A 25,710-nucleotide genomic window follows, 5' to 3' on the forward strand; every position below is an offset into this window, starting at 1 on the left:
GCTTGCCGGGCAGAGTCAACGCGCTGCACCGCCGCGTAAACAAGACTGCCCGGCGTCTGATCACGCCGGGCACTACAGGATCGCTACAGGATCTCTGAAAGATGAGGGGCCTATTCCTCGGCCGTCTTGGTTTTAGCGGCAGGCTTCTTGGCGGCGGACTTCTTGGCCGTTGCCTTTTTCGCGGCGGGCTTCTTTTCGGCAGTCTTGGCAGCAGCCTTCTTGGCGGGCTTCTTGCCCGATTTCGCGGCCTTTTCCGCGATCAGTTCCAGCGCACGTTCCAACGTGACCGAACCCGGTTCAAGATCGCGCGGAAGCGTCGCATTGACCTTGCCCCATTTGACATAGGGGCCATAGCGACCGTTCAGCACCTGCACTGGACCACCCTCGGGATGCTCGCCCAGTTCGGCAAGCGGTGCCGCCGGCGCAGCCCTGCCGCGCGTGGTTTTCGAGGCCAGAACCTCGACCGCGCGATTCATTCCGATGGTGAAGACCTCATCGACATCCGGCAGGTTCACATATTTCGAGGCGTGTTTCACATAGGGACCATAGCGCCCGATCCCAGCCTCGACCGGGACGCCATCCTCGGGATGCGGCCCGATCTCGCGCGGAAGCGCGAGCAGGGCCAGCGCACGTCCCAGATCAACGGAAGCGAGATCCCAGCTTTTCGGCACCGAGGCGCGCGGTGGCTTCGGCACTTCTTCCGTCGCCTCGCCGCGCTGGACATAGGGGCCGAAGCGGCCGTTCTTCAGGCTGATTTCGTCGCCATTGTCGGTGCCGAGCACAGTGTCGCCCACAACCTCGCCTTCCGGGCTGCTGATCGGCCGCGTGAAACGGCACTCGGGGTAGTTGGTGCAGCCGATGAAGGCGCCTCCCGAACGCGCGGTCTTCAGATTCAGCCGACCCTTGTGACACAGCGGGCATTCGCGTGGATCGGTTCCGTCGGCGCGCGGCGGATAGAGATGCGGGGCCAGTGCCTCGTCGATCGCCTCCAGAACCTCGCTGATGCGAAGCTCGCTCGTGCCTTCCAGTGCCGCGGTGAAATCCTTCCAGAAGCGGCGCAGCACCTCGCGATAGGCGCGCTCGCCCGAGGAGATGTCATCCAGCTCACCTTCGAGGCTCGAGGTGAAATCGTAGCTGACATAGCGGGGGAAATACTTCAGCAGGAAGATGGTAACCAGCCGGCCCTTGTCCTCGGGGATCAGGCGGTTCTGTTCCTTGCGGACATAGTCGCGGTCCTGGATCGTCGTGACGATCGAGGCATAGGTCGAAGGCCGGCCGATGCCGAGCTCTTCCATGCGCTTGACCAGTGTCGCCTCGGTGTAGCGCGGCGGCGCCTGGGTAAAGTGCTGCTCGGGATTGATCCCGCGCTTCTCAGCCTTTTCGCCTTCCTTGATCGGCGGCAGGCGGCGGCTGTCCTCGTCTTCCTCGTCGTCGCGGCCCTGGTCGTAGACCTTCAGGAAGCCGTCGAACATCATCACCTGCCCGGTCGCGCGCAGTCCGATCTGGGCGTCGTCCGAGCCGATCTCGACCGTCGTGCGCTCCATCCGGGCCGATTCCATCTGGCTGGAAATCGTGCGCTTCCAGATCAGGTCGTAAAGCGCCTTCTGGTCCTTGTCCGAAACGGGCAGCTTCTCGGGCGACACGAACATGTCGGTCGGCCGGATGCATTCATGGGCCTCCTGCGCGTTCTTGGCCTTGTTCTTGTACATGCGCGGGCTGGAGGGGAGGTATTCCTCGCCGAAGCGCTTCTTGATCGCGTCGCGGGCCGACATCACCGCCTCGGGGGCCATGTCGATGCCGTCGGTCCGCATGTATGTGATGTAACCCGCCTCATAGAGCCGCTGCGCCGCCGACATGCAGGCCCGCGCGCCGAGGCCCAGCTTGCGGCTGGCCTCCTGCTGCAGGGTCGAGGTCATGAAAGGCGGCCATGGGTTCCGGCTCGCGGGTTTCGCGGCGACGCTCATGACCTTCAGGTCGCGCGAAGCGATCGCCGAGACGGCCAGCATCGCGTCCTTTTCGGTCGCGAGGTCAAAGCGATCCAGTTTCTTGCCGCCATAAACGGTCAGGTTCGCGTCGAACTGGTCGCCGCGCGGGGTCGCGAGCTTGGCGTGCACCGACCAATATTCGCGGGCCTTGAAGGCCTCGATCTCCATCTCGCGATCGACGATGACGCGCAGCGCGACCGATTGCACCCGGCCCGCCGATTTCGCGCCCGGCAGCTTGCGCCACAGCACCGGCGACAGGTTGAAGCCAACCAGATAGTCCAGCGCGCGACGCGCCAGATAGGCGTCGACCAAGGGCTGATCGATCTGGCGCGGGGCCGCCATCGCTTCGGTCACGGCATTCTTGGTGATGGCGTTGAAGGTCACGCGGCTGACCTGCGCGCCCTTCTTGAGCGCAGGCGAAAGGGCTTCGAGCAGATGCCACGAAATCGCCTCGCCCTCGCGATCCGGGTCGGTGGCGAGGATCAGGTTCGGATCGGACGCCAGGGCATCCTTGATCGCCTTGACGTGCTTCTTCGAATCCGAGGCAACTTCCCATTTCATGGCAAAATCGGCGTCAGGATCGACGCTGCCATCCTTGGGCGGCAGGTCCCGGACATGCCCGAACGAGGCCAGAACCGTATAGTCGTCACCAAGGTATTTGTTGATCGTCTTGGCCTTGGCCGGAGATTCGACGACGACGACAGGCATGCAAAATCCCTCGAGATGATTCGGGCCGGGAAAATGGGCGTCAGGTGACGAACTGTCAACGCCGGCCTGCTGATGATCCCAAATTCAGCTATAAGATGAATCGGCCCGCGCGAGCTACGCACGGGCCGAAAAAAGCGAAAAACGGGGGCGAAACGCCCCCGCTGAAATCACACGCCTTCGCCCACAAAGGCCTTTTCCACCACGAATTCCTTGGGATCGCTGTTGGCGCCCTCGCGAAGTCCGAAGCCTTCCAGAACCGCCTTCACATCCACGTTGAAGGCAAGGCTGCCGCAAACCATGGCGCGGTCATTTTCGGTATTCATGGGCGGAAGGCCGAGATCCTCGAACACCTTGCCCGAGGTCAGGTTGTCGGTAATCCGGCCCATGAACGGGCTCTCTTCGCGGGTTGTGGTCGGGTAATACAGCAGCCGCTTGGCGAAATCCTCGCCATAGATCTCGCCCAGCAGCGGATCGTGCCGCAGGTTCTCGACCAGCTCGCGCCCGTAGTTCAGTTCCTCGGCGGTGCGGCAGGTATGCATCATGATGACCTGCTCGTAGCGCTCGTAGGTTTCCGGGTCGCGCATCAGCGAGGCGAAGGGCGCAAGGCCCGTTCCGGTGGCCAGGAACCACATCCGCTTACCCGGAAGCAGCGCGTCCAGGACCAGCGTGCCGACGGGCTTCGGGCGCAGGATGATCTCGTCGCCCGGCTGGATCAATTGCAGCTTCGAGGTCAGCGGCCCGTCCGGCACCTTGATCGAGTAGAATTCCAGCTCGTCGTCCCAATTGGGGGAGGCGATGGAATAGGCGCGCAGGATCGGCTTGCCGTTCTCGCCGGGCAGCCCGATCATCACGAATTCGCCCGAACGGAAGCGCAGCGACGCAGGGCGCGTCACGCGGAAGGAAAACAGCGTATCGCTCCAATGCGTGACCGCGGTCACGGTCTGCGCGTCGGGCAGGGTCTTGGCGGGTTTCACGGCAGCATCGGCCACGGAGAGATCCAGTGTCATGTCAGGGTCCCGGTCTATCTAGTTCACAAGGGCGCAGGGGAAAACCCCGGCATCATCCGGCGAGGCGCGACCGATGGTCCCACTGTTGCCAGTCGGCTCGGTCGAGCCATTGTTCCTGCGGCTGGCGGGCGGCGAGCGCAGCGGAAATCCTGACCTCGTCGAAGCCGACGCGACGCGCCATGGCATATTGATCCGAGATCAGCCCACCGACGGCACGCAGGCGCCCCTTGAACCCCTTTTCGCGAAGAAGCCGCGCCAGCGTGAAGCCGCGCCCGTCGCTGAAGGAAGGAAAGTCGATGGCGATGAGGTCATGGTCCAGATAGTCAACCAGGCTGGCCGGATCAACATCCGGAGCCAGAACAATCGACTCGGCCCCGTCATGGGGATGGAAACCGTCATCCCGGACCAGATAGAAATCGCTCATGAATTTGCTCCTGCGCGGACCATCTTGCCGCCGATGAAATGGATGCCGCATTCGGTTTTCTGGCTGCCCCGCCAGCGACCGGCGCGGGGGTCTTCGCCCGGCTTCACGGGCGAGGTGCATGGCGCGCAGCCGATCGAGGCAAAGCCCTTGGCGACCAGCGGGTGGCGCGGCAGGTTGTTCTCGGCCATGTAGTCCTGAACATCCTCGGTGCGCCAGTGCGCCAGCGGGTTGATGCGCAGCCGGGCTGGCGGCTCGGCCTCGAAGAACTCAAGCTGCTTGCGCTCGCCGCCCTGGAACCGCTTGCGGCCGGTGATCCAGGCGTCGAATTGCGACAGCTCTCGCTCCAGAGGGATGGTCTTGCGCAGATCGCAGCAGGCGTCGGTGCTGAACTGGTGCAGCGTGCCGTCCGGATCATTCAATGCGACCTCGCGCTCGGCCGCGCGGATCACGCGCACATCGGTCAACTTCAGCTTTTCCGTAACCTCAAGCTGGTAGGCCAGTGTTTCGGGGAACAGCATCTGCGTGTCGATGAACAGGACCGGCGTGCCGGGCGCCACGACCGAGACCATGTGCAAGAGCACGACCGATTCCGAGCCGAAGCTGGACACCAGGGTAACCCGGCCGAGGTCGGGATCGTTCAGGGCGCGCCGCAACACCTCGGTCGCGGCGTGATGCTTGTAGCGCTCATTCAGAAGCGCGGCGCGATCGTCAAGGCTCCCATCAAGCATTGACCGGATACAGCGCCGCCTTGAACGGAGCCGCCCCTACGCGACGATATGCGTCGATGAAGCGTTCCTCGGCCGAGTCGCGCAGGTCCAGATAGGTGTTGATGATGCGGTCGATGGCGGGCACGACCTCTTCGGCCGGGAAGCCCGCGCCGGGGCGCTGGCCGATGGCCGGGATGTCATAGCCGTCGCCGCCAAGCGTGATCTGGTAGTTCTCGACGCCCGCCCGGTCGAGGCCGAGGATGCCGATATGGCCCAGATGGTGATGGCCGCAGGCGTTGATGCAACCCGAGATGCGGATGTCGATCTTGCCGATCTCGTCCTCGATGTCGCGGGCGCGGAAGTGATCGGCGATCTCCTGCGCGATCGGGATCGAGCGGGCGGTGGCCAAAGCGCAGTAATCCATGCCCGGGCAGGCGACGATGTCGCTGACCAGCCCGGCATTGGCGGTCGCGAGGCCCGCCGCCTTCAGTTCAGAGTAAAGCGCGAACAGATCCGATTTGTGGACATGGGGCAGCACCACGTTCTGGTCGTGGCTGATCCGCAGGTCGGCGTGGCCATAACGCTCGGCGAGATCCGCCAGAAGGCGCATCTGATCGGCCGAGGCGTCGCCCGGGGTCTGGCCCGGCGCCTTGAAGGTCACCATGACGCTGGCATAGCCCGGCGCCTTGTGGGTCGAGAGATTGGTGTCGGTCCAGCTGCGGAAGCCGACGCTGGCGGCGCGGCGTTCCTCGTAATCGCCATCCGTCTCGTTGCGGAAGGCGGGGGCAGCGTAGACCGCCCGGAATTCGGCGACCATGTCCTGATCGACGCCGGTGAAGACCGCGCGGCGGTTCAGGAACTCGGCCTCGATCTCGTCGCGCATGACGTCGAGGCCGCGCTCGGCGACGGTGATCTTGATCCGGGCCTTGTACTTGTTGTCGCGGCGGCCGGCGAGGTTATAGGCCGAGATGATCGCCTCGACGTAAGGCAGCAGATCGGCCTCGGGCAGGAATTCGCGGACGACCTGGCCGAGGATCGGGGTGCGGCCAAGACCGCCGCCGATCCAGACCTGGAAGCCCAGCTCGCCCGCCTCGTTGCGGCGCAGGCGCAACCCGATGTCATGGGCGGCGATGACGGCGCGGTCCTTCTCGCCGCCGGAAATGGCGATCTTGAACTTGCGCGGCAGGAACTGGAACTCGGCATGGTCGGTCGACCAGGCGCGCAGCAGCTCGGCATAGGGGCGCGGATCCACGACCTCGTCGGCGGCGGCGCCGGCATAGGCGTCGGTCGTCACGTTGCGGATCGTGTTGCCCGAGGTCTGGATCGCGTGCAGGCCGACATCGGCCAGCGCGTCCAGCATGTCCGGAATGTCCACCAGCTTGGGCCAGTTGTACTGGATGTTCTGGCGCGTGGTCCAATGGCCGTAGCCCTTGTCCCATTTCTCGGCCAACAGCGCGAGGGTGCGCATCTGGTCGGGGCTGATCGTACCATAGGGAATGGCGACCCGCAGCATATAGGCATGCAGCTGCAGGTAGACGCCGTTCATCAGGCGCAGCGGCTTGAACTCGTCCTCGGTCAGACTGCCGTCGAGGCGGCGGGCGACCTGGCTGCGGAACTGCTGCGCGCGGTGGCGCAGGTATTCGTTATGCTGGGGGCGGGCGTCAAACATTGCTGGCCTCGAGTTCGGCTTGGATGCCATGGAAATAGTTGGACGGGCCGCGGCGGCGGAAAGCCTCGCGGAAATGCGTGGGCTCGGGGCGGCCGTCGGGGCCGCGCCTGGCCTCGGCCAGATAGGGGCCGACAACCAGGTTTGCCTGGCCGATCGCATCAAGCATCGCGATCTCGGCGATCGCCTCATCCTCGAAAAGCTGCGCCTCGCGCGGGTCGGCGGTCCAGCCACCGTCACGCATCCAGACGCAATGGCCCATGCGCAGGTCATTGGCGGTAATGACGGCGGGGGTTGCGATCGAGGGGGTGAAGGTCTTGGACATGGCCTTTTGCCTTTCGGGTTGGGTCTGTCATATATAGAAAATTCTTCCGCATATTGACGAGTGGGGCAGAAAAATAAGAAACAAGTCCCGCCGATAAGGCAGGCTATTAGGACAAGATTTTCCGATGAGCGAAGACAGACAAACGCCGGCCCGGCTGGATGACACGGATCGCAAAATACTGTCCCTGCTGCAGGAGGACGCCACGCTGTCGCTTGATGACATCGCGGCGCGCGTAGGGGCTTCAAAGACGCCGGTCTGGAACCGGATTCGCAAGCTGCGCGAGGCCGGGGTGATCCGCGGACAGGTCGCCTTGCTCGATCCCGATTCCCTTGGGCTGGACGCCTGTTTCTTCGTCCTGATCCGCACCAGCGAACACGATCCCGAATGGGCGCTCAAATTCCTGTCGGCCGTACGCGCCCGTCCCGAAGTGATCGAGGCGCACCGGCTGGCGGGCGATATCGACTACATTCTCAAGGTCCGGGTGCGGAATGCCCGCGCCTATGACCGTTTCTACCAGGCGCTGATCTCAGAGGTGAAGATCCACAATGTCACTGCGCTTCTCTCGATGGAGGAGCTGAAGGCGACCACGGCGCTGCCGCTCGACTAGCGCCGAGCTTTATCATTTGTGGATCAGGATGCGCGCGCCTGCGAAAGCGCGATCGGAAGAGCTTCCGCCAGAATGTCCAGTTCAGCCGCCGGGCCGCAAGAGATGCGGATGCACCGATCCATCGGCGCGACGCCAGGCATGCGGACAAAGACGCCCTGTTCGGTCAGCGCGGATAGAACCTTGCGGGCGAAGTCACCATCCGCCCCGCAATCAACCGCCACGAAATTCGTGGCCGAGGACAAAGCCGAAAGGCCATTCTCGCTGGCGATCGCGGCGATCCTGTCGCGTGCGTCCGAGACATTGCGGCGCGTTTCATCCAGCCATGCCTTGTCTTCAAGTGCAGCCAAAGCCCCGATCTGCGCCGTCCGGTTGATACCGAAATGGTTGCGGATGCGATCAAAGCCCGCGATCAGCTCGGCCGGCCCGATGGCATAGCCGATGCGCGCGCCGGCCATGCCATAGGCTTTCGAGAAGGTGCGGAAGCGGATGACACGGTCATCCTCGGGATCGATCCGCGGGATCGCATCATCGGGCGCGAATTCCGCATAGGCTTCGTCCAGCAGCAGCAACGTGGCCTCGGGCAGGTCATCGAGTGCCCGTTCGATCCGCTTGCCGGGGTGCCAACTGCCCATCGGATTGTCGGGATTGGCAAGGTAGACAAGCCGCGCATCGGTCTTGCGCGCCGCGCCGATAAGCGCCTCGGGGTCTTCCGCATCATCGCGGTAAGCGACCTTGTGAAGCTGCCCACCAAAGCCTGCGACATGGTAGTTGAAGGTCGGATAGGCGCCTTCAGAGGTCACGACCGTATCGCCCGGCGTGAGCGTCAGCCGCACCAGCAGCCCAAGCAGGCCGTCGATGCCTTCGCCCAGCGTGATCTGACCCGGCGCGACGCCGTGATGCGATGCCAGGGCCTCGCGCAGATCGTGGCTGTCGGGATCGCCGTATTTCCAGACCTCGGCGCTGGCTCGTGCCATTGCCTCTATTGCCCGAGGAGACGGACCGAAGCCGTTCTCGTTCGCGCCAAGCCGCGCACGAAAGGCGGCGCCGCGACGACGTTCAAGGGTTTCGGGACCGGTAAAGGGAACCGTGGCGGGCAGGCCGGCGGGGATCGGTGCGAAGCGAAGGCGTGTCATGGCCGAACCAGAAACCCAAATTCCACCCACGCGCAAGGGGGCTGCGACCACCCTGCCCCTGTTCAGAACGCCTTGAAGGTCATTGTGGTCAGCGTCCGGCAAATATCCGGAATGTCGAACAGGTTTTCGGAGAGGTAGCGGCCGACATCCTGATCCTCGGGGATGTAGATCTTGGCCATGAGGTCGTAATCACCCGAAGTCGAATAAAGCTCGCTGACGATTTCGCGGTCATAGATCGCATCGGCAACCTCGTAGGTCTTGCCGGGCGTGCAACGGAACTGAACGAATACCGGGCGCATGGCGATCCTCCTGACCTGATCGCGGTCAACCTAGACCGCAGCCGGTTCCGCGGTCCAGTCCCCGCGCGCATGTCCGCGCCAGAAGCGGCGCATCAAAAGCACCGCCGCGACCGTCAGGCCGGCGACCAGCCCCAGCCACAATCCGGCCGGCCCGACACCGAGGATGAAGGCAAGGCCGTAGGCGACGGGCATCCCGACCAACCAGTAGCTGATCGCGGCGATGATCATCGGCACACGCGTATCCTGAACGCCGCGCAGCAGCCCCAACCCGATCACCTGCAAGGCGTCGGTCAACTGGAAGAGCGCGGCGTAGAACATGAGGTTCGCGCCGATTTCCAGAAGCGCCGGGGTTTCGGGATTGCTGGCGTCGAGATAGAGCCCGACCAGCGTCCGGGGAAGCGTGACGAACAACGCGACGGCAAGCATCGCGACGATGACCGAAATGGCCGTGACGGTCACAGCTGCGTCATGCATCCCCTGCGTGTCGTTGCGACCCTTGGCCTGCCCCACGCGGACTGTTGCCGCATTTGACATGCCCAGATGCAGCATGAAGGTGATCGCGCCCAGCTGCAGCGCAATGCCATGCGCAGCCAGTTCGCGGGTTCCGATCCACCCCATCATCACGTTCGAGCCGACGAAAAGGCCACCTTCCGCAACCATGGTGAGGCCGATCGGCCATCCAAGGGCGAAGACCTTGCGCATATCGGCCCAGTCCGGCCGCCAGAAGCGCCGGAACAGTTGGAACTTGCGCGCTGCCGGCAACCATGCCGCATAGCCGACGAGCAGGAACAACTGCAGGGTCTGGACCGAAACCGAAGCGATCGCCGCACCCCGCACGCCCAGCTCCGGCGCGCCGAAATGACCAAAGATCAGGACCCAGTTCAGCAGGATGTTCACCGGAAGCCCTGCTACGGTGATCCAGAGCACGACTTGTGTGCGCTCCATCGCGGCAAGGTAGCTGTTCAGCGTCAATCCGCACAGCACCGGCAGCATCCCGAACCCGGCAATGCGCAGATAGTCCTGCGCCAGAGATGCCACGATCGGCTCCTGCCCGATGGCCAACAGGATCGGCTCGGAGTTCCACATGATCGGCATCACCACAACGGCATGCATGATCGACAGCCAAAGCGCCATGCGGGCTGCGCGTCTCACCTCGGTTTCGTCCTGACGGGCGATCGCGGTCGCGATCAGGCCCATCACACCGATGCCAAATCCCATGCCCAGGAAGAACAGGATGTGAAAGAATGAGGTCGCGATGACCAGTGCCGCCAGTTCCTCGACACCGTACCAGCCCACCATGACCGTGTCGGCGACACCGATCGCCATGCGCGCAAGATGGCTGCCGACAAGCGGCAGGCCGAGCGCGAGTGTCGCGCGCAGATGCGGGGCGTAACGGTCGAGGGTCATGGCTTTGCCTTATCCTCAGGCAATTGCCGAGGCAAGATGGTCAAATGAAAGGCTCAAGGCCGAATTTCGACTTCGGTTCCGATATCCGCATGGGCGAAGATTTCCTCGATCTCGGCATTCGTGACAGCGATGCAGCCGGCCGTCCAGTCTCCCTTGACCTTGTAGCCGTCGGGCACCTCATTCGGCTGGCCGTGGATCATGATGTCGCCGCCGGGATCGTAACCGCCTTTTCGTGCCGCTTCGCGGTGCTGCCGTTGCGGGTAATCGAGACCGAGCGAGAGATGGTAGGCGCTCTGTCGGTTCAGACGGTCTACCTTGAAGATGCCCTCGGGTGTCCGGCCGTCCCCCTCTCGCGACTTGTCCCCATCGGGGGCAAAGCCAAGTGCGATACGAAAGGTTCTCGGCGCGCCATCGCGTTGCCAGACGGTCATCCGCCGAGAGGACTTCTCGATCAGGATGCGTTCGACTGGCGAGGCGATGGGCGCTTCGGGTCGTGCTGGCGGCCGGGGAAGCTTCAGGTCTGGCAGCCGAAGGTCCGGCAGGTTGAAATGGGGCAGCTGGAATTTCGGAAGGCCGGGAATGTGCCAGCCTTGGGATGGTCGGTGGGGAACGGTGGGAACGCTTTGGCGATGCGGCGCCCAGATTAGCCAGAGGCTCCAGAGCAGGGCCGCCACGCAAAGGGCCGAGAACAGCGCCCCCAGCCGTTTCATTGCAGGTCGCCGAAGGCCCGCTGCAACCGATCGACAGCCTCGATGACGCGTGCGCGAGGCGTGGCAAGGTTGAAGCGCAGGAAGCTTTCGCCACCTGTGCCGAAGGTCGCGCCCTCGTTCGCGGCGATCCGGGCGCTCTGCTTCACCCGCGCGGTGAATTCATCCGCGGTCATGCCCGTTCCCGAGAAATCGACCCAGGCCAGGTAGGTGGCCTGAAGCGGCATCGAGCGCAGGCCCGGAATGGCGTTCACACCCTCATCGAAGATCTGTCGGTTGCCTGCGAGATAGGGGACGAGCTGGTCGACCCATTCCGCACCCTCGGGCGAATAGGCTGCCGCAACCATTCCCAGGCCGAAGAGGCCGGGCGAAATACCCAGCGCCATCATGCGTTGCTTGATCCGATCGCGCAGAGCCTCGTCCGAGATGATGATGTTGCCGATATGTGCGCCGGCGATATTGAACGTCTTGGTCGCCGCGGTCAGGGTGATCAGGCGCGACGCCAGTTCGGGCGTAGCAAGGGCCGTTTGCACATGGGCGGCTGCGCCGGGCATGACCAGATCGTGATGGACCTCGTCGGAAATTAGGACCAGATCGTGCTTTTCGCAGAACGCGGCAACCTCGGCCAATTCGGCACGGGTCCAGACCCGGCCGCCCGGATTATGCGGCGAACACAGGACCATCACCTTTTCGCGCCCGGTCAGCCGGGTGGCCCAATCGTCCCAGTCCATGCTGTAAAGGCCATCCCGGAGCGTCAGCGGAAACTCGGTGATCGAGCGCCCCGCGGCACGGATGACGCGGGCAAATCCGTGATAGACCGGGGTCATAAGCACCACCGCGTCTCCCGGCTCGGTCAGGGCATCGACGCAGATGGCGGTCGCATTGACCAGACCATGCGCGGTCAGAATCCATTCGGGTTCGATCTGCCAGCCGTGGCGGTTTTCCATCCACCAGCAGATCGCGTCGAGATATGGGCGATTTGCGCCGGGATAGCCGTAGACACCATGGGCAGCCATCGCCTCGACCGCGCGCTGGACAGATGCCGGTGGACGAAAGTCCATGTCGGCGACCCACATGGCAATCCCGTCCTGTGGCGAAATGCCATAGGCCGAGTCCATATCGTCCCATTTGCTGCAATGGGTGCCGATACGGTCGATGATCTCGTCGAAATCGGGTTTGGTCATGCTGTCCCTCGGATTCATTCCGGCCCAAACATAGCGGCTTGTTGCGCAAGGCCAAGGGTTGCCCTAGATCACAGGCATGACATTGCGCAGCATTCTTATTCACCCCGATCCGCGGCTGAAAAAGCCGTGCGACCCCGTGGCCCGCATCACGCCCGAGATCGAGACGCTGGCCGCAGACATGCTGGCCACGATGTATGACGCACCGGGCGTCGGCCTTGCCGCCCCGCAGGTTGGCGTGCTGTCGCGCCTTTTCGTGATGGATTGCGAAAAGGACCCCGAGGCGCCGCAGAACCCGATCGTCATGGTCAACCCCGAGATCACCTGGAGCTCGGAAGGGCTGAACACCTACGAGGAAGGCTGCCTTTCGATCCCCGATCAATATGCCGAAGTCACCCGCCCGGCCGAGGTGCGGATGCAATGGCTGGGCCTTGACGGAAAGCTGCACGAGCGGGAATTCGACGGGCTTTGGGCGACCTGCGCCCAGCACGAGCTGGACCATCTGGATGGCAAGCTGTTCATCGACTATCTCAGCCCGATGAAACGCCAGATGATCACGCGCAAGATGGTCAAGATGAAACGCGACCGCGCCCGCGCCTGACTCCGCCCCCGATTGAAGCTTCCCGCAAGAGGCGCCGCCCATGACCGTTCGCCCGTTCATTCCCTATAACGATCGCCGCCTGCATATTCCTGCCGAGCCGGTTGCCGAGGTCACCGAAACCGTGCGGATGATCTGGGATGACATGGTCGACACGATGGATGCCATGCCCGGCGTGGGTCTGGCCGCCCCGCAGATCGGCATCATGCAGCGCCTTGCCGTGGTCGACGCATCGGACAAACGAGGCCAGGCCGTCCGCATGGCCAACCCCGAGGTGCTGCACGCCTCGGTCCAGATGCGCGCGCATGACGAGGCAAGTCCAAACCTGCCCGGCGTCTACGCCCGGATCGAGCGTCCGCGTGCCGTCACCGTGCGCTTCCTGAACGACCAGGGCGAGATCGAAGAGCGCGATTTTGTCGGTCTCTGGGCAACCTCGGTCCAGCACCAGATCGACCATCTCAACGGCAAGGTCTATGTCGATCACCTGACGCCCCTGCGCCGCAAGATGCTGGTCGCGAAATCGGCCAAGCAGGCCCGCCGCTGAGCCAGCCGCTTCCCTTTCCCGTCGGCCGCGACTAACCTCGGCCGCGGCCCGCTCATTTCGCGGGCTCGATCCTGCAGAAGGGACCGTCGGCCGCATGTTCTCGGTTCTTCCTTTGCTTTCCGGTCTGCTCTTGGCAGCCGCTTCGCTTACCCCATCGCTGATCCCGAGGGACTGGCTCATGCAGGGTGCGCTTGCCGGCATTTCCATGGCAGCGGGTTATCTCGTCACGCTTTTCGTGCTCGCACTATGGCGCGCGCTTCAGATCCCGGTGCTGCCGCGCCGCTGGGCCAACCTCGCTCATGCCATCCTGGCCATTCCTGTCCTCGCAATCCTGGTGCGCTGCGTCGCTCTCAGCGACGATTGGCAAAACAGTATCCGCCTGCGCATGAACATGCCCGTGCTGGAAGCCGCCAGCACCACCAAGATGATCCTCCTGGCCGCCGCGGTCTTCGTTGCGTTCTTCGTGCTGGGACATGGCATGCTGGCGCTGTTCAACCTGTTGCGCAGGCGCCTTGCCCGTTACATCCCTGCCGCCAGCGCGAATGTGGTGGGGCTGCTTCTGGCGGCGCTGATTGTGGTGACGATCACGCGCGACGGCGTCGTGAACTGGGCGCTTCGCGTCGCCGACCGTTCCTACGCGGCAGCCCAGCATCTGACCGATCCCAGCGCCGCCGCCCCCGAAGAGGCATGGCGATCGGGCGGTCCCGGCTCGGTCATCGACTGGGATCTTATGGGCAAGCCGGGCCGGGACTTCGTAAGCGGAGGACCCCGCGCCGCGGCAATCGCGGATTTCTCGGGCCGACAGGCGAAAGAGCCGCTGCGCATCTATGTCGGCCTTGCGCAGGATACGCTGCCCGAACGCAGGGCCCAGATCGCACTTGAGGAAATGATCCGGGTCGGCGCCTTCGACCGCAAGGTCCTTGTGGTGGCGAGCCCCACCGGGACGGGTTGGATGGACCCGGCCAGTTATGATGCGCTGGAATACATGCATGACGGCGACGTGGCGACGGTGGCCGTGCAATATTCCTATTTGCAGAGTCCGCTTGCCCTGATCTTCGAGACAGATTCCGGTCTGGACCAGGCAACTGCCACCATGCGCGCCGTCTATGACCATTGGCGCCAGCTTCCTGCCACCGCGCGTCCAAGGTTATACCTTCACGGGATTTCGCTTGGGGCGTGGTCGTCCATGTATTCCTTCAATCCCTTCCAGATGATGAACGAGCCGGTCTCAGGCGCGTTCTGGGCCGGACCGCCCTTCCCCTCCGAACTGTGGCGCCAGGCCAACAGCGCCCGCCAACCCGACAGCCTGTTCATCCTGCCGGAAGTCGATGAGGGCGAGGTCATCCGCTACGCCAGCCAGTTCGCACCTGCTGATCGGCTGAGCCGACCCTGGGGAAGGCTGCGTATCCTGTTTCTGCAGCATGCGAGCGATCCGATCGTGTTCTACAGTCCCGCCTCGCTCTGGCGTGCGCCGGAATGGATGCGCGAACCCGCCGCCCCCGACGTGTCTCCACGCCTCAGCTTCACGCCGATCGTGACGCAGTTACAGCTTGCGGTCGATATGCTCGTCTCGACCTCGACGCCGCCGGGCTTCGGCCATATCTACGATGCCGAGGAATATATCGACGGCTGGGCGGCCATCTCGGTGCCCAGCGGATGGACGGACAATGATACCGCGCGGCTCAAGGCCAGATGCGGCAAGGACGGTCTGATCGGATGCAGAAACGGGTGATCATCATGGGGGCAGCAGGTATCGCGATCATTCTGACCGTGCTGGGGTTGAACACGGCCCGGAACGCCGCCGGATGGCAACCAATCACCCATACCCCCGCCCAGCGTGAGGCAATGCTTGCGGGTTCATGGCGCATCATGCATCCGAACACCCCTGGCCCCCACAAAGCGGCGATCCTGCTTTCGGGATGCGACGGAGTTCATGACAACATGGATTACTGGGCCGGGATCATGCTCGACCGGAACCGGATGGTCATGGTCCTGGACAGCCACATTCCGCGGCGTCTCGATCGCGTTCAGGCGTGGCGGGCGGTCTGCGCGGGACAGGTGCTGCCTGGCTCGGAACGCGCGGGCGACCTTGCCGTTGCCCTCGACGCCCTGCACCGCATGCCCGGGGTGGACCCATCCGAGACGCTTGTGCTTGGCGCGTCGCATGGCGGCTGGACCGCGATGGAACTGATGTCCGAACTGAACGAACCTATGCCGCCACCCGGACTTTCGGCATGGCCCCGGCCACCCGCGGAACTCGCCGCCCAGATCGGCCCGCTGGTCCTGCTTTATCCCTATTGCGGGATGCTCAGCCATGGCGACGAAGCGCGCTGGCCACAGCATGTGAGCGGGCTGATGATCCTTGCCCAGAATGACAGCATCACCGATCCCACTGCGTGCCGCAGCATGGCCGACAAGCTGGTCGGAAAGGCCGCCGATCTGCACATGGTCACCCTGCCCGGCACCAATCACGGCTTCGATCAAAGCGAGCGATCGGCGCTGTCCTCGCTTGAGTTCGACCCGGCTGCCCGCAGCAAGGCGACGGGTCTGGTGGAGGATTTCCTGCAGGATTTTGCATCTGCCCATTGATCCGCGCTATGAGGACCCCGACAGGAACAAGGGTCAGGCACATGCGCGTCATCTTCATGGGAACCCCGGATTTTTCGGTGCCGGCGTTGCGGGCCATCGCGGCGCGACACGAGGTCGTGGCCGTCTATTCCCAGCCGCCCCGGGCCGCGGGCCGGGGGCAGAAGCCCCGCCCTTCGCCCGTCCATCAGGCTGCCGAGGAGCTCGGACTTTCGGTCCGCACGCCAGAACGCCTGAAATCGCCCGAGGACCAGGCGGATTTTGCCTCGCTTGGCGCAGATGTCGCGGTGGTGGTGGCTTATGGGCTGATCCTGCCACAATCCGTCCTGGATGCGCCCCGATTGGGCTGCCTGAATATCCACGCCTCGCTTTTGCCGCGCTGGCGGGGCGCGGCACCGATTCATCGCGCCATCATGTCAGGGGACGCCGAGACCGGGGTGGCGATCATGCAGATGGAAGCCGGCCTGGACACAGGCCCGGTGCTGGCCGAAACCCGCACCCCGATCGATGCGCTGGACACGACGTCTGACCTGCATGATCGACTGGCCGAGATGGGGGCAGAATTGATCGTCGAGACGCTCGATCGACTTCCGCTAGCCGCCATTCCGCAGCCGGCCGCAGGCGTGACCTATGCAAACAAGATCGACAAGGCCGAGGCCCGGATCGACTGGTCCCGCCCCGCCGCAGAAATCGACCGGCAGATCCGCGCCCTTTCCCCCTTTCCCGGGGCCTGGTGCATGGTCGGCGATGAAAGGATCAAGCTTCTGCGTTCGCGGATGGCAACCGGCGCAGGCCAGGCGGGCCAGGTGCTGGAAGGTTTCACCATTGCCTGCGGCGATGGCGCGATCGAGGTTCTCGAAGCACAGCGGCAGGGCAAGCGCTCCATGCAGGCGACCGAGATCCTGCGCGGCCTGACTCTTCCGGAAAGGCTCGACTAAGCCGCCGTCATTGCAGCATTTTCATCACATTGCCCGGCCGCGTTTCAACTCGATCGCGTGGACCGGGCCTTTGCATGATAGCATCCTGCCTGGCTGAAGTCGCAGTGGAGGCAATGCGATGGACGAAATGATACGGGTCATGGCGGCGAATTGGTGGGTGCTGCTGTTGCGCGGGATCGCGGCGATCCTGTTCGGGCTCCTCGCGCTGATCTGGCCGGGACTCACGGTCTATGTGCTGCTGATCTTCTTTGGCGCATTCGCGATATTCGACGGCATTCTGGCGCTGTTCACGGCGTTTCAGCGGCGCAAGACGGATGAACGCTGGTGGGCCTGGGCGCTTGATGGCGGCCTGTCGATCGCAATTGGCGTGATGGCGCTGTTCTGGACCGAGGCGACGGCCCTTGCCTTCATCATCTGGATGGCAATCTGGGGTGTCATTGCCGGTGTCTTCCGCATCGTCGCCGCGATCCGGCTGCGCAATGAAATCGAGGGCGAATGGGCGCTGGGGCTCAGCGGGCTGCTTTTGGTCTTGTGGGGCGTGCTGATGGCGATGCTGCCGGCGGCGGGGCTCCTGAGCCTTGCCTGGCTCATCGGGACATTCGCCATCCTCATCGGGGTGACGCTCATCGTCCTTGCGTTCCGCCTGCGAAAGATCAAGGACGCCTAGGTGCCGCGCGGCTTGGCCCGGGTCGTCGGATCAGCCTCAAGGGGGTTCTCGGGCCAGGGGTGACGCGGGTAGCGGCCGCGCATGTCCTTTCGCACTTCCGCATAGCCCCCGGTCCAGAACCCCGGCAGATCGGTCGTCACGGCAATCGGCTTTCCCCCGGGCGACAGCATCGAGATCCGCAAGGCCCGTCCCCCGACAACCGGGTGGCGGGCAAGACCGAACAACTCCTGCAGCTTGAGTTCGATCGACGGCGTTTCGTGGTCATAGTCGATTGGCACCTTTCGGCCGAGCGGCGTGACGAAATGGGCGGGCGCAGCCTGATCAAGACGCTGCTGCCCAGACCAGCCGATCTTCGCCTTGAGCGCCTCGGACAGATCGAGCCCCCTCAGGTCGGCCGCCGTTCGCACCCCGAGCAGATAGGGCAGCAGCCATTCTGGATCGGCAAGCAGGCTTTCGTCGTCGACCGGGCCAAGCTCGGCGATCAGGGCGATCCGCGCCCGCAGCCGTGCAGCCCCCGCCGTCCAGTAGAGACCCAGCGCCCTGAGCCCGTCGAAAGCGGCGCGCGCCATCGCCTCGGGGTCGGGATCGTCAAGCGCCCGGTCCGACAGCAGCACCGAACCCAGCCGTTCCTGACAGCGTGCGATGACGCGGTTGTCGCGGCGTGACCATTCGACCACTTCAACCGTTTCGATCATGTCACCGAACAGGCTGCGGATCTCGGTCTCATCGATTGCCGACGCCATGCGGATGCAGGCTTCGCGGGCATCGCCGTCAAGATCCGTCGCAACGATGAAGCGGGCATTCGCAAGCGGATCGCCGTCGCGCAGTATGGCTCCCTTGCCTCCTGACAGGACATAGCGCGGCTGATCGCCCCTTCGACGCGCGCCGATCCGGTCGGGATAGGCAAGCGCAGCGGCTGCCCCCACCGACAGCCCCTTTCCCTCGGGCGCCATGCGACGAAGGCGCTTCGCCTCGTCCCGGATGCGGTGCAACGCACCTGCATTCACCGGCCATGGATGGCGCGCCTCATATCCTTTGAGGTCGCGGATGGCACGCAGTCGCGGAGTGATATCCGCCGGAGCGCCAGTCAGGGGATCGCGCTCGCCCATCAGCGCCGCAAGCTCGGCCGCATCCCGGCCCGCGACGACGAGCATATGCGCCAGACGCGGATGCAAGGGCAGGCCGGCCAAAGCCCGGCCATGAGGCGTGATACGTTCATCGCGGTCAAGCGCGCCCAGATCCCGCAGCAAACTCCGCGCCTCGCACAGGGCGGATTCGGGCGGCGGGGTCAGAAAGGCAAGCTCGCTGCCGTCCGAGCCCCAGTTCGCCAGTTCCAGCGCCAGCCCGGCCAGATCTGCCACGGCGATTTCGGGCGGGGCGAAAGCGGGCAATGCACCTTCTTCGGCCTTGGCCCACATCCGGTAGCAGATACCCGGCGCAACCCGTCCGGCGCGACCGCGCCGCTGTTCGGCCTCGGCCCGGCTCACGCGTTCCGTCACCAGGCGGGACATGCCAGAGCCGGGATCAAAGCGCGCACGCCGCGCCCTGCCAGCATCCACGACCACCTTCACATCGGGGATCGTCAGAGAGGTTTCGGCAATCGAGGTCGCAAGCACGATCCGCCGCCGCCCCCGAGCAGGCTGCATGGCCGCGCGCTGCGCCTTGAAATCCATCGCCCCGAACAGCGGCACGATCTCGGCATCCACGTCGATCATGGCGGCAACGCGTCGGATCTCGCCCTCTCCCGGCAGGAATGTCAGGATGGTTCCCCCCGTCTCGCGCGTCGCGGCCTCGGCCTCGCGAACCAGCCGCGCGGCCTCGGGGATCAGTCGCGCTCCGGCAGGCAGCGGCCGATCCAGCCAGCGGGTTTCTACAGGAAACGCCCGCCCCTCGGATCGGATCACCGGGGCCGCATCGAGCAATGCCGCGACCGGCTCGGCATCAAGCGTCGCGGACATCACCAGCACCACAAGATCCGGCCGCAGCGCCGCCCGTGATTCCCATGTCAGCGCCAGCCCCAGGTCCGCGTTCAGGCTGCGTTCGTGGAATTCGTCGAAGATCACGCAACCGATGCCGGGAAGCTCGGGATCGGACTGCAGCATGCGGGTCAGGATGCCCTCGGTCACGACCTCGATCCGTCGGCCTGGAACAGCTTCGCCACGAATGCGATAGCCCACGGTCTCGCCGACAGCTTCGCCCAGAGTTTCGGCCATGCGCTCGGCACTCGCGCGGGCGGCAAGGCGGCGCGGTTCAAGCATGACGATCCGCCCCTTGATCACCGGCAGAAGGGCCAGCGGAACGCGCGTCGTCTTGCCCGCGCCGGGCGGCGCCATCAGAACGGCACGGCCCTGCGCGACCAGCGCGGCAGTCAGTTCGGGAAGGACGGATTCGATGGGCAGGGTCATTCAGGGCTTATGCCAAAGGCAGCACATGGCGAAAAGCCTTGCTCCACCGGATCCAATTCTTGCGGGCTTCCGCGCGAGGGATGCACACCGCCGCGCCCGATGCCGAACGGGCCAATGCCCCTCGCCCAACTTCTGACGGCGCCGCCCTCTACAAATCAGCCCGCCTTCTGCATATCTTGAGCGATACGAAATAAGACCGGGGACAGGATGGGCATCGCGGACGATCTGATGCAGGGGCTGGGGATCTCGGACCCGGTGATCCGGCTGGGCGTGACCGGGCTTTCACGGGCGGGCAAGACCGTCTTTATCACTTCGCTGGTTGCGAACCTGCTGGACCGGGGCCGGATGACCGCCCTTCGGGCGGCTGCGGACGGATCGCTGAAATCGGCATGGTTGCAACCGCAACCCGACGATACGGTGCCGCGCTTCGACTTTGAACGCCATCTTGCCGCGATGACCGGCCCCGACCCCCATTGGCCCGAGGGGACGCGTCATGTCAGCCAGTTGCGCCTGTCGCTGCGGTTGCAGCGCCGAGGCTTACTTTCCGGCTGGCGCGGTCAGCAGGTCGTCCATCTCGACATTGTGGACTATCCAGGCGAATGGCTGCTGGACCTGAGGTTGATGGACAAGGATTTCGACGCCTGGTCGAGCGAGGTGCTCGAACGCGCCAAGGGCCGCCCCGGAGCCCAGGCGTTCCATGATGCGCTTGCCGCCAGCAGTCGCGAACAGTTCGACGAAACCGCTGCGCAAAAGCTCGCGGCCGCCTATACCCTGCACCTGCACCAATCGCGCGATGCGGGCTGGTCGGATTGCACCCCCGGCCGGTTCCTGATGCCCGGCGAGCTGGAAGGTTCACCCGCCCTGACCTTCACGCCCCTGCCCGCCGAGTTTCGAGACACCCCGGTCTGGCGTGAATTCGCGCGCCGGTTCGGCTCATACAAATCCCGCGTGGTGAAGCCGTTCTTTCGCGATCACTTTGCCCGGATCGACCGCCAGGTCGTGTTGATGGACGTGCTGGGCGCGATCCATGCAGGCCCCCAGGCGGTCGAGGACATGCGGCGCGCCATGGCCGATATCCTGACGGCTTTTCGCCCCGGTCGCGCGGGGTGGCTTGCGCAGCTTCTGGGCACAAGGCGGGTGGGACGCATCCTGTTCGCCGCGACCAAGGCCGACCATCTGCACCATATCCAGCATCCGCGACTGACCGCGATCACCGGGGCCATGCTGCGCGAGGCCCGCGACCGCGCCGATTTCTCAGGTGCGCGCACCGAGGCCATGTCCATCGCCAGCCTGCGCAGCACGACCGAGGAAACGATCAAGCAGGATGGCGAGGAACTGCCCGCCGTGCGAGGCACGTTGATGGACGGCCGCCAAGCCGCGTTCTATCCGGGCGAACTGCCGGCCAACCCGGCGGAACTGCTGGTTCACGCCCGTCAGGGCGCAGATAACTGGCTTGACGGGGATTATGCGATCATGGATTTCGCGCCCGCACCCAACACGATGCGACCCGGCGACGGCCCGCCCCATATCCGCCTGGACCGGGCTGCCGAATTCCTGATTGGCGACCAGATCTGAAAAGGAAGGACCATGGCTGAACCTCCAAAGCGCCGCGGACCAGTCCTGATCGAAATGGGCGAGCCTGATGGTTCGATCCGCGGCAAGGCCACGGCAGCGCCCAGCGGCCCAGAGCCGGTGACCCGCTTGGAGAATGATACAGGCACGGGTGATGATCGGCGCGATCGGCGCGCCCCGCGTGCCGAACCGCGCGATGGCGAAACCCTTCCCTCACCCGCAGACGCCCCGATGATTGATGATGGCAGGCCATCGGCCCTGCCCCAGCCGCGCACCATGCAGCTTGTCACCCGGCTAGTCGGCGGCGGGCCGTCGAAGCTGACCCGCTTCTTCATCAATACCGGCGTCGCACTATTCAGCTTTCTGCTGTCCGTGGCCGCGCTGCGCTATCTCGGCGAGCTCTTGAACAGCTACCCGTTGCTGGGCTGGATCGGCATCCTGCTGATGGTCATGTTCTGCATCGCCGCACTTGGCATGGCCTGGAGGGAATACCGCGCCTGGTCGCGCTTTGCCGCGATTGACGGGATCAACCGGGCGGCGGGCGCGGCCATGGCCGCGGGTGACGTGAAGGCGGCGCAGACGGTGGTCAGCAAGCTCGAGCATCTCTACCGCGGGCGCGACGAGCTTGACTGGGGCCGCAAGCGCCTGGCCGAGCACAGGGCTGAAGCCTATGACGCGACCACCCTGATCGCGATGGCCGAAACCGAACTGCTTGCCCCCCTGGACCAACAGGCGCGGCGCGAGATCGAGGCGGCGGCACGCACGGTTGCCGCCGCGACGGCGCTCATTCCGCTTGCCCTCGCTGATGTGGTGGCGGCATTGGCCGCGAACCTGCGGATGATCCGCCGCATGGCTGAAATCTATGGCGGCCGCGCCGGTGCGGTCGGGGGCTGGCGCCTGGCCCGGACGGTCATGACACATCTCGTTGCGACGGGGGCCGTCGCGGCTGGGGACGACCTGATCCACACTGTCGCTGGTGGCGGCATTCTCGCGCGCGTGTCCAAACGCTTTGGCGAGGGCGTGGTCAACGGGGCGCTCACCGCCCGCGTCGGCATCGCCGCCATGGAGGTCTGCCGGCCGCTTCCCTTTGTCCAGCAGCCCGTGCCGAAAGTTGGAAACCTGATCGCGCGCGGCCTGAAAGGCCTTTTCGGAGATGACGAACCCAAGTGACTGCGCGCCGTGTGGCTGGGTCTTTTTCCGTCGAAAAGGCTCTTTGTTCATCTATGATTGGGCATGAGCTCGCGCCGCTTCGCATCACTCCTGCTTGCCATTGTCCTGGTGCTTGGTATCGGCGCCGGAATGCGGGACCGGTTTGACGACTGGGTGGCGGCGACCGATCTTCCCCGGCTCGATGTGCCGGTTGGGGTCGAGGTTCTGGCGCGCGATGGATCTCTGCTGCGTGCCTTTCAGGTGGGCGACGGTCGTTGGCGACTGGAACCCGGATCGGTCGACCCCTCGTTTCTGGACATGCTGACCCTTTGGGAGGATCGGCGCTTCGCTTCGCATCGCGGCATCGACCCGGCAGCGATCCTCCGCGCGGGCTGGCAGGCGATGCGGCATGGCCGCATCGTGTCGGGCGGCTCGACGCTGACGATGCAGGTCGCCCGGTTGCTCGAAGACGGGCCAACCGGCAGATGGGACGGAAAGTTGCGGCAGGTGCGACTGGCGCTGGCCCTTGAACGCAAGCTGCCGAAAGCCGCGATACTCGATCTCTATCTGCGGCTCGCCCCTTACGGCGCGAATGTCGAAGGCATCCGCGCAGCGAGCCTGCAATGGTTCGGCAAGGAACCGCGTCGGCTGACGCCGGCGCAGGCCGCGTTGCTTGTGGCCCTGCCGCAATCGCCCGAGACAAGGCGGCCCGATCGCTTTCCAGGTGCTGCCCGGCGCGCACGCGACCGTGTGCTTGCGCGCGCGGCGAAACAGGGGCTGATCTCCGGCGCCGAGGCCATGGCGGCAATGACCGAACCCGTCCCGACGGCCCGGCGCAGCTTCCCGGCACTGGCCCCGCTGCTGGCGGCCAGGCTTATCCGCGAGAACCCTGGCGCGGGACGGATCGAAACGACGATTGACGCCCGGCTTCAACGCAGAGCCGAAGCGCTTGCCTCGCGCGCGGTGCAAGGGGCTGGCCGAAGGCTCTCGGCCGCGATCCTGCTCGCCGACCATCGTTCGGGCGAGATACTCGCCGAAGTAGGCGCGGCCGACTGGACGGATCAAGGCTCGGCCGGTTTCGTGGACATGACCCGGGCATGGCGTTCGCCCGGTTCGACGCTGAAGCCCTTTGCCTATGCCTTGGCCTTCGATGCCGGGCTTGCCCATCCCGAGACCCTGATCGAGGACCGTCCGAGCACCTTCGGCCGGTGGCAACCGCAGAATTTCGATCACCAGTTTCGCGGCACGGTCAGCTTGCGGCAGGCGCTGATCTGGTCGCTGAACATTCCCGTCGTGAAACTGGCCGAGGCGATCGGCCCGAACCGCCTGGCCCAAGGGCTGGATCGCGCCGGGATCGCGCTGCGACTGCCCGCAGAGACCGCCGGGCTGGCATTGGTGCTGGGCGGCGCGGGCGTGACGCTGGAAGGGCTCGCGACCGGCTATGCGACGATCGCAAGGGGTGGGCGAGGAGTTGCTCTTTCTGCACTGCCTGGCAGAGCCCACCCCCTGACCGATGCGGTTTTCAGCGCAGTCGCAGCCTGGCAGGTAAGCGACATCCTCGCCGGAAATCCGGCACCGCATGGGGCGAGGCAAAGGCAGTTTGCTTACAAAACGGGCACATCTTACGGTCATCGTGACGCGCTGTCGGTCGGCTTCGATGGCGCCCATGTCGGCGCGGTCTGGCTAGGGCGACCGGACGGAACGGCGGTTCCCGGGGCATTCGGGGGCGATCTCGCTGCGCCCGTCCTCTTTGACCTGTTCGACATGATATCCCCGGTCCCGCTACCTCCGCCGCCCGGCGAGACTCTGACGCTGCCCAACAGCGCCTTGCCATTGCCGCTTCGCCGTTTTGCCGCTTCGGGACAGGTCAGTCGGGTTGCCGCCGGACCTTCTGCGCCTGATCGGCTGACGCTCGCCTTTCCTCCGGATGGCGCGATTATCGACGGTCGGGGACCGATCATCGTCAAGGCCAGGGGCGGCCGCGGGCCCTGGACATTCCTTGTAAACGGTCGGCCAGCCACCATCGCTTCGCACCGACCGGAGAGCCTGATTTCCGGACCCGGGCCGGGCTTTGCCCATTTCACGGTCATCGATGCGGATGGGAACTCGGCCACGGCAACGGTGAAGGCGGAACAACACGAATTAACGTTGCGTTGATCCTCTAAGGCTTTTCATTGGCCGCTTTTGCGACATATTCGCCCCATGCTGCATGTTGACGACCAAATCACGATTCACGAATGGGAACTGTCAGAACAGTTCAGCCGGTCCCAGGGACCGGGCGGTCAGAACGTGAACAAGGTTGAGACCGCTGTCGAACTGCGCTTCGAGGCTGAACGCTCGCCCGGTCTCAGCCCGGCCGTCAAGACCCGGCTGCGCCGAATTGCGGGAAGACGCTGGACACAGGATGGTGCTATCCTGATCCGAGCGGAGGAGACGCGAAGTCAGGCCAGAAACCGCGAAATCGCGCGCGAACGGCTGGTCGAGATGATCCGGCAGGCGCTCATCGCGCCGCGCAAGCGGATCGCCACCCGACCGACATTGGGCAGCCAGAAGCGCAGGCTCGCGGCAAAGACACAAAGAGGGACGGTCAAGTCCCTGCGCGGCAGGATCCGCGAATCCGAGGGAGGCGAATGAAGGGCAACTTTCGCGAAAGACTTGGTCGGCTCATGGGTCGCAAGCCGCCGGAAATACAGGTGGCCGCGCTTTGTCTGGATAGCAGCAATGGCAAGGTCCTGTTGGTGACCAGCCGGGGAACCGGTCGATGGATCGTGCCCAAAGGTTGGCCGATGCCCGGGATCAGCCTTGCCGATGCCGCCCTGCAGGAAGCCTGGGAAGAAGCAGGCGTTCGTGGCAAGGTTAATCAGAATTCCATCGGCAGATACAAATACGACAAGGAACAGGATCGCGGATTTTCCATCCCGATCGAGGTTCATGTCTATCAGGTCGATGTGAAATCGCTCGCCGATGATTTCCTTGAGGTGAAGGAGCGCAAGCGCCGCTGGTACAAACCCGAGCGCGCCGCGGAACTCGTGGCCGAAAGCGGGCTGAAGGAAATGCTGCGCGCCCTTCCCTCAAAGCGGGAACAGAAGGCCTGA

Annotated in this window: 24 protein-coding genes; 12 read left to right on the forward strand and 12 right to left on the reverse strand. The window is 64.6% G+C overall.

Annotated elements, in window-relative coordinates:
• Nucleotides 1-110: 110 nt before the first annotated feature.
• The 6 genes from topA to RGQ15_RS02780 form a co-directional block, all read right to left on the reverse strand.
• Nucleotides 111-2,693, reverse strand: coding sequence for a type I DNA topoisomerase (gene topA / locus RGQ15_RS02755; protein ID WP_311158687.1), 2,583 nt, complete (start codon nt 2,691-2,693; stop codon nt 111-113).
• A 167-nt stretch (nt 2,694-2,860) separates the two neighbouring features.
• On the reverse strand, nt 2,861-3,700 hold the full coding sequence (locus RGQ15_RS02760) for a ferredoxin--NADP reductase (RefSeq protein ID WP_311158688.1): 840 nt from the start codon (nt 3,698-3,700) through the stop codon (nt 2,861-2,863).
• A 52-nt stretch (nt 3,701-3,752) separates the two neighbouring features.
• Complete coding sequence (locus RGQ15_RS02765; protein ID WP_311158689.1) at nt 3,753-4,124, reverse strand: DUF934 domain-containing protein; 372 nt, start codon at nt 4,122-4,124, stop codon at nt 3,753-3,755.
• Nucleotides 4,121-4,852, reverse strand: coding sequence for a phosphoadenylyl-sulfate reductase (locus RGQ15_RS02770; RefSeq protein ID WP_311158690.1), 732 nt, complete (start codon nt 4,850-4,852; stop codon nt 4,121-4,123). Before RGQ15_RS02770 ends, RGQ15_RS02765 begins: the two co-directional genes overlap by 4 nt.
• Nucleotides 4,845-6,500, reverse strand: a complete 1,656-nt coding sequence (locus RGQ15_RS02775; protein ID WP_311158691.1) for a nitrite/sulfite reductase — start codon at nt 6,498-6,500, stop codon at nt 4,845-4,847. Before RGQ15_RS02775 ends, RGQ15_RS02770 begins: the two co-directional genes overlap by 8 nt.
• Nucleotides 6,493-6,822, reverse strand: coding sequence for a DUF2849 domain-containing protein (locus tag RGQ15_RS02780; RefSeq protein ID WP_311158692.1), 330 nt, complete (start codon nt 6,820-6,822; stop codon nt 6,493-6,495). The genes RGQ15_RS02775 and RGQ15_RS02780 overlap by 8 nt, the downstream gene beginning before the upstream one ends.
• 124 nt (nt 6,823-6,946) lie before the next feature.
• Here RGQ15_RS02780 and RGQ15_RS02785 point away from each other — a divergent pair, with 124 nt between their 5' ends.
• Nucleotides 6,947-7,429, forward strand: a complete 483-nt coding sequence (locus RGQ15_RS02785; protein WP_311158693.1) for an Lrp/AsnC family transcriptional regulator — start codon at nt 6,947-6,949, stop codon at nt 7,427-7,429.
• Between the two features lie 23 nt (nt 7,430-7,452).
• On the opposite strand, the gene RGQ15_RS02790 is transcribed toward RGQ15_RS02785, so the two are convergent.
• The 5 genes from RGQ15_RS02790 to RGQ15_RS02810 all read right to left on the reverse strand — a co-directional run bounded on the left by RGQ15_RS02790 (nt 7,453) and on the right by RGQ15_RS02810 (nt 12,159).
• The gene (locus RGQ15_RS02790; RefSeq protein WP_311158694.1) at nt 7,453-8,562 is read right to left on the reverse strand and encodes a pyridoxal phosphate-dependent aminotransferase; all 1,110 of its coding nucleotides are present in this window, start codon (nt 8,560-8,562) and stop codon (nt 7,453-7,455) included.
• Between the two features lie 62 nt (nt 8,563-8,624).
• Complete coding sequence (locus RGQ15_RS02795) at nt 8,625-8,861, reverse strand: Lrp/AsnC ligand binding domain-containing protein (RefSeq protein WP_311158695.1); 237 nt, start codon at nt 8,859-8,861, stop codon at nt 8,625-8,627.
• A 30-nt stretch (nt 8,862-8,891) separates the two neighbouring features.
• Nucleotides 8,892-10,268, reverse strand: coding sequence for an MATE family efflux transporter (locus RGQ15_RS02800; protein WP_311158696.1), 1,377 nt, complete (start codon nt 10,266-10,268; stop codon nt 8,892-8,894).
• Nucleotides 10,269-10,321: 53 nt separating this feature from the next.
• Nucleotides 10,322-10,978, reverse strand: coding sequence for a L,D-transpeptidase family protein (locus RGQ15_RS02805; RefSeq protein ID WP_311158697.1), 657 nt, complete (start codon nt 10,976-10,978; stop codon nt 10,322-10,324).
• Entirely contained in the window at nt 10,975-12,159 is a 1,185-nt protein-coding gene (locus RGQ15_RS02810) for a MalY/PatB family protein (RefSeq protein WP_311158698.1), read from the reverse strand. Before RGQ15_RS02810 ends, RGQ15_RS02805 begins: the two co-directional genes overlap by 4 nt.
• A gap of 76 nt (nt 12,160-12,235) precedes the next feature.
• Here RGQ15_RS02810 and def (RGQ15_RS02815) point away from each other — a divergent pair, with 76 nt between their 5' ends.
• The 6 genes from def (RGQ15_RS02815) (at nt 12,236) to RGQ15_RS02840 (ending at nt 17,489) form a co-directional block, all read left to right on the forward strand.
• On the forward strand, nt 12,236-12,757 hold the full coding sequence (def, locus tag RGQ15_RS02815) for a peptide deformylase (protein ID WP_311158699.1): 522 nt from the start codon (nt 12,236-12,238) through the stop codon (nt 12,755-12,757).
• A gap of 40 nt (nt 12,758-12,797) precedes the next feature.
• Complete coding sequence (gene def, locus RGQ15_RS02820) at nt 12,798-13,298, forward strand: peptide deformylase (RefSeq protein WP_311158700.1); 501 nt, start codon at nt 12,798-12,800, stop codon at nt 13,296-13,298.
• 94 nt (nt 13,299-13,392) lie between these two features.
• Nucleotides 13,393-15,030, forward strand: a complete 1,638-nt coding sequence (locus RGQ15_RS02825) for an alpha/beta hydrolase (RefSeq protein ID WP_311158701.1) — start codon at nt 13,393-13,395, stop codon at nt 15,028-15,030.
• Nucleotides 15,015-15,887, forward strand: coding sequence for a dienelactone hydrolase family protein (locus RGQ15_RS02830; protein WP_311158702.1), 873 nt, complete (start codon nt 15,015-15,017; stop codon nt 15,885-15,887). The genes RGQ15_RS02825 and RGQ15_RS02830 overlap by 16 nt, the downstream gene beginning before the upstream one ends.
• Nucleotides 15,888-15,928: 41 nt before the next feature.
• Nucleotides 15,929-16,822 (forward strand): methionyl-tRNA formyltransferase, encoded by an 894-nt coding sequence (fmt, locus tag RGQ15_RS02835; RefSeq protein ID WP_311158704.1) that lies wholly within the window; start codon nt 15,929-15,931, stop codon nt 16,820-16,822.
• Nucleotides 16,823-16,940: 118 nt separating this feature from the next.
• Complete coding sequence (locus RGQ15_RS02840) at nt 16,941-17,489, forward strand: HdeD family acid-resistance protein (protein WP_311158705.1); 549 nt, start codon at nt 16,941-16,943, stop codon at nt 17,487-17,489.
• Here the strand turns inward: RGQ15_RS02840 and hrpB are convergent.
• Complete coding sequence (gene hrpB / locus RGQ15_RS02845) at nt 17,486-19,894, reverse strand: ATP-dependent helicase HrpB (protein ID WP_311158706.1); 2,409 nt, start codon at nt 19,892-19,894, stop codon at nt 17,486-17,488. The genes RGQ15_RS02840 and hrpB overlap by 4 nt on opposite strands.
• 207 nt (nt 19,895-20,101) lie before the next feature.
• On the opposite strand from hrpB, the gene RGQ15_RS02850 reads away from it, so the two are divergent.
• The 5 genes from RGQ15_RS02850 (at nt 20,102) to RGQ15_RS02870 (ending at nt 25,710) form a co-directional block, all read left to right on the forward strand.
• On the forward strand, nt 20,102-21,469 hold the full coding sequence (locus RGQ15_RS02850) for a YcjX family GTP-binding protein (protein ID WP_311158707.1): 1,368 nt from the start codon (nt 20,102-20,104) through the stop codon (nt 21,467-21,469).
• A gap of 12 nt (nt 21,470-21,481) precedes the next feature.
• Nucleotides 21,482-22,636, forward strand: a complete 1,155-nt coding sequence (locus tag RGQ15_RS02855; protein ID WP_311158708.1) for a YcjF family protein — start codon at nt 21,482-21,484, stop codon at nt 22,634-22,636.
• 63 nt (nt 22,637-22,699) lie between these two features.
• Nucleotides 22,700-24,772: a penicillin-binding protein 1C gene (pbpC, locus tag RGQ15_RS02860; protein WP_311158709.1), complete on the forward strand. Its 2,073-nt coding sequence runs from the start codon at nt 22,700-22,702 to the stop codon at nt 24,770-24,772.
• A 45-nt stretch (nt 24,773-24,817) separates the two neighbouring features.
• Nucleotides 24,818-25,249, forward strand: coding sequence for an alternative ribosome rescue aminoacyl-tRNA hydrolase ArfB (gene arfB / locus RGQ15_RS02865; protein ID WP_311158710.1), 432 nt, complete (start codon nt 24,818-24,820; stop codon nt 25,247-25,249).
• Nucleotides 25,246-25,710 carry an NUDIX hydrolase gene (locus RGQ15_RS02870; protein WP_311158711.1) on the forward strand — a complete coding sequence of 155 codons (465 nt, stop codon included), beginning with the start codon at nt 25,246-25,248 and terminating at the stop codon, nt 25,708-25,710. The genes arfB and RGQ15_RS02870 overlap by 4 nt, the downstream gene beginning before the upstream one ends.

This window comes from Paracoccus sp. MBLB3053 (assembly GCF_031822435.1).
In the GTDB taxonomy this organism is placed as follows: Bacteria; Pseudomonadota; Alphaproteobacteria; order Rhodobacterales; family Rhodobacteraceae; genus Paracoccus; species Paracoccus aurantius.